The organism is Burkholderia sp. HAN2018 (assembly GCF_024704855.1).
Taxonomy (GTDB): Bacteria; Pseudomonadota; Gammaproteobacteria; order Burkholderiales; family Burkholderiaceae; genus Burkholderia; species Burkholderia cepacia.
The window spans coordinates 1-3,821 of the sequence record NZ_QOBB01000389.1 but is presented as its reverse complement, the minus strand read 5'-3'; the positions used below and the strand labels follow the sequence as shown (position 1 = coordinate 3,821).

The following is a 3,821-nucleotide window of genomic DNA, read 5'->3' as shown; positions in this document are numbered from 1 at the left end:
GGGCCCGGCCGCCGCGCACGCGGATCAATGCGCGCCGGCCGCCGCCGCGTCGGCATCGCCGCCGCCCGAGCGCGACGGTTTCGTGATCCAGATCAGCGGAATGATCGCGACGAAGATGATCGCCGATACATAGAAGATGTCGTTCAGCCCCATCACGGCCGCTTGCGAATCGACCGATGAGTTGAAGAGCGCGAGCGCCGAATCGGGGCTCAGGTGCAGCAGCGAGCGCGTCGTGTCGACGTGTTGCGCGAAGGTCGGGTTGTCGATGCTCGCCTGTTCGGTGAGCCGCGCGTGATGCAGGATCGTGCGGTCGTTCCAGGCGTTGCTGATCAGCGACGTGCCGACGGCGCCGCAGAACGTGCGGCCGAAATTCGACAGGCCGGCGGCGGCCGGAATCTTTTCCGGCGGCAGCCCGGACAGGATGATCGACGTCAGCGGCACGAAGAACATCGCCATCGGGATGCCTTGCAGCAGCGTCGGCAGCACGAGGTCCCAGCGCGACACGTCGGTGTAGAAGGTCGTGCGCATCATGAACACGACCGCGAAGCCGACGAACGCGAGCGTCGCGATGTAGCGCGGATCGGTGCGCGGCAGCAGGCGCCCCATGACCGGCGTGAGCAGGATCGCGAACACCCCGAGCGGCGCGGTGGCGAGCCCCGAATCGACCGCGCGGTAGCCGAGATAGCCCTGCATCCACTGCGGCAGCAGCACGAGCGTGCCGAAGAACATCCCGTACGCGACCGAGATCGCGATCGTGCCGCCCGCGAAATTGCGCTGCGTGAAGAGCCGCAGGTCGACGATCGGGTTGGCCTCGTGCAGCTCCCACACGAGGAAGAACGCGAAGCCGATCAGCGCGACGATGCCGAGCGCGACGACGACGGGCGAGTTGAACCAGTCGAGATCCTTGCCCTTGTCGAGCATGATCTGCAGCGACGCGACCCACAGCACGAGCAGCAGCAGGCCGACCGTATCGATCGGCAGGCGGCGCGTGGCCGATTCGCGATCCCGGAACACGATCCACGTGACGGCGGCCGCGAAGAAGCCCACCGGGATGTTGATGTAGAAGATCCACGACCAGTTGTAGTCGTACGTGATCCAGCCGCCGAGCGACGGCCCCGCGATCGGGCCGACGAGCGCCGTCATCGACCACAGCGCCAGCGCGCTCGACGATTTCTGCCGCGGCCACGCGCCGAGCAGCAGCGCCTGCGACAGCGGCGCGAGCGGCCCGGCGACCGCGCCCTGCAGGATTCGCGCGGCGAGCAGCGTCGGCAGGTTCGGCGCGATCCCGCACAGCCATGACGCGAACACGAACAGCAGGATCGACGTGACGAACAGGCGTACCTGGCCGAAGCGCTGCGTGAGCCAGCCCGTCAACGGAATCGACACCGCGTTCGCGGCCGCAAAGATCGTGATGACCCACGTGCCTTCGTCGACCGACACGCCGAGGTCGCCCGAGATGGTCGGAATGGCGACGTTCGCGATCGACGAGTCGAGCACGTTCATGAACATCGCGAGCGACACCGCGATCGTGCCGATCGCGAGCTTGCCGCCCGACAGCGGGGCTGGAGATGACGGAGTGGACATGGGTTTCCTGCGTAAGAAGCGTAAGGTGCTTGACGGCTGCGGCCCGTCGCGGCGGGCACGCGCCACCGCGCACGCACGCGCGCGAAGGCGACGCAGGCGCGGCGCGGCTGCTGAACGGAAGGGCGCACGGCGCGCGATGCGGCCCGGTAGCCGGGGCCGACGCGTGCGATGTGCGGCTCGATCGGATGCACGAAGCCGTGGCGGGCTTCGGAAGGCGGGATGCTGCCGGTCAGGAAGGCGGGACGCGCGTGACGCGTCTGCGGGCAGCGGTCAGGCGGCTGGCATCGCCGGTGGAGTCGTTGTGCATCGCGACAGGCTAACGATGCGGCGAGCCGCCATCAACACGGGCCGGCTCATTAATCGATTTCGCGCCGCGCAATAATCGGTGTGCGAACCGTGCCGAACCGAGCCGGTTACGGTGCGGTTCGCCATGCGGTGAACAGTTCCGCAAGGAAATCGACGAACGCGCGCACCTTGCTGTCGAGCGTCGCGCGCCGCGGGTACAGCACGTGCAGCTCGACGTCGTCGGCCCGGTGCCAGTCGGGCAGCACGATTTCGAGTTCGTTCCGTTCGAGCCGGCGGGCCGTGTAGTGCGTCGAGGCCAGCGCGATGCCGCCGCCGCTCGCGGCCTGGCGCAGCACCGTCACCGATTCGTTGGTGATCAGCACCGGCCGCACCGGCACGTCGGCGACTTCGCCGGCCGCATTGGTGAGCCGCAGCGTCAGGCCGGGCGCGTCGCGGCCGACGAGCAGCAGGTCGTGCCGCGCGAGGTCCTGCGGCGTGGCGGGCCGGCCGACGCGGTCGAGATAGGCGGGGCTCGCGGCGAGCTTCGCCTGTGACCAGCCGAGCGAGCGTGCGATGTAGCTGGAGTCGGTCAGCACGCCCGCGCGCAGCGCGACGTCGAAGCCGTGCTCGACGAGATCGAGCGGGTTGTTGTCGTAGATCAGCACGAGCTGGACGAGCGGGTAGCGCCGGCGAAACTCGGCGAGCGCCGGCTCCAGTTCGAACAGGCCGATCGAGTAGGGCACCAGCACGCGCAGCGTGCCCTCCGGCGCCATGCGCAGCGCGCGGGCCTGGCGGTCCGCGTCGAGCAGGATGTCCTCGGCGCGCAGGCAGCGCTCGTAGTAGTCGCGTCCGGCCTCGGTGACGGACACGCGGCGCGTGGTCCGGTACAGCAGCTGGACGCCGAGATCGTCCTCGAGCTGCTTGACCTTGCGGCTCACGCGGCTGAGCGGCATGTCGAGTTGCGTGGCGGCGGCGGTGAAGTTGCCGCGCTCGACCACGCGCAGGAATATGCGGATGCTTTCGAAGTTCATACGGGGTGCTTCCGTGTTCGACCTGCGCGCATCTTACCTTCGCCGGCCGGATCGCTCCGTGCGGCGGCGATTATCCTGCCCGGTGCAATAACGCATCCTGTCCGCGCCTCTTAGTGGCGGCGGCGCGCCCCCGTATGCTCGCCGCATGAAATTCGCCTTGCCCGATCTGCCGCCGCGCGCGGCCTTCCTCACCGTGCTGCGCGACGCACGGCCCACGCTGCCGCCCGGTGCGCTCGCCTTCGCGTTGCGCAACACGGCCGCGTCGCTGCTCGCGCTCTACATTGCCTTCCGGATGAATCTCGACGACCCGAAATGGGCCGCATCGACGGTGTGGATCGTCGCGCAGGGCAGCCGCGGGATGGGCTTGTCGAAGAGCCAGTACCGGATTCTCGGCACCGCGATCGGCGCGGTCGTCGCGCTCGTGCTGACCGGTGCATTCGCGCAGACCCCCGAACTGTTCCTGCCGGCGCTCGCCGCCTGGATCGGCCTGTGCGCGGGCGTCGCGACGTTCCAGCGGAATTTCCGCGCCTATGCGGCGGTGCTCGCCGGCTACACGGCCGCGATCGTCGCGATGGATGCGGTATCCGCGCCGTTGCACGCGTTCGACATCGCGGTCGCGCGGTTCCTCTACGTGGTGGTCGGCATCCTGTGCGGCGCGCTGTTCGATACGGTCTTCGCGCCGGGCACGCCGCTGGACGATGTCCGTACGCGGCTCAGGCGCTATCTCGACCGCGCGGCGGCGGTCGGGGCGGGTGCGCTGCGCCGCGAGCCGAACGTCGCGGCCGTGCACCGGCTGTTCGCGGATGCGCTCGAACTCGACACGGCGGCCGAATATGCGGCCACCGGCGCGCCGCCGGTGCGCAACGCGATCGGTCATCTGCGCACGGCGGTGCTGGGCGTGCTGTCCGCGCAGGCCGCGGG

Annotated in this window: 3 protein-coding genes; 1 reads left to right on the top strand and 2 read right to left on the bottom strand. The window is 69.4% G+C overall.

Features of this window, described 5'->3' with window-relative positions:
• Positions 1-24 precede the first annotated feature (24 nt).
• Together DPV74_RS39880 and DPV74_RS39875 are read right to left on the bottom strand one after the other, a co-directional pair.
• A complete protein-coding gene (locus DPV74_RS39880; RefSeq protein WP_027791881.1) occupies positions 25-1,584 on the bottom strand; it encodes a DHA2 family efflux MFS transporter permease subunit in 1,560 nt (519 codons plus the stop codon).
• Positions 1,585-1,997: 413 nt separating this feature from the next.
• Positions 1,998-2,900 carry a LysR family transcriptional regulator gene (locus DPV74_RS39875; protein WP_060195414.1) on the bottom strand — a complete coding sequence of 301 codons (903 nt, stop codon included), beginning with the start codon at positions 2,898-2,900 and terminating at the stop codon, positions 1,998-2,000.
• 145 nt (positions 2,901-3,045) lie between these two features.
• On the opposite strand from DPV74_RS39875, the gene DPV74_RS39870 reads away from it, so the two are divergent.
• Positions 3,046-3,821 (top strand): FUSC family protein (locus DPV74_RS39870; RefSeq protein WP_162923291.1); only part of this gene is annotated, 776 nt, incomplete at its 3' end.

Coding starts and splice junctions, on each gene's coding strand:
- DPV74_RS39880 (WP_027791881.1), bottom strand. CDS start 1,584: ATGTCCACTCCGTCATCTCCAGCCCCGCTGTCGGGCGGCAAGCTCGCG.
- DPV74_RS39875 (WP_060195414.1), bottom strand. CDS start 2,900: ATGAACTTCGAAAGCATCCGCATATTCCTGCGCGTGGTCGAGCGCGGC.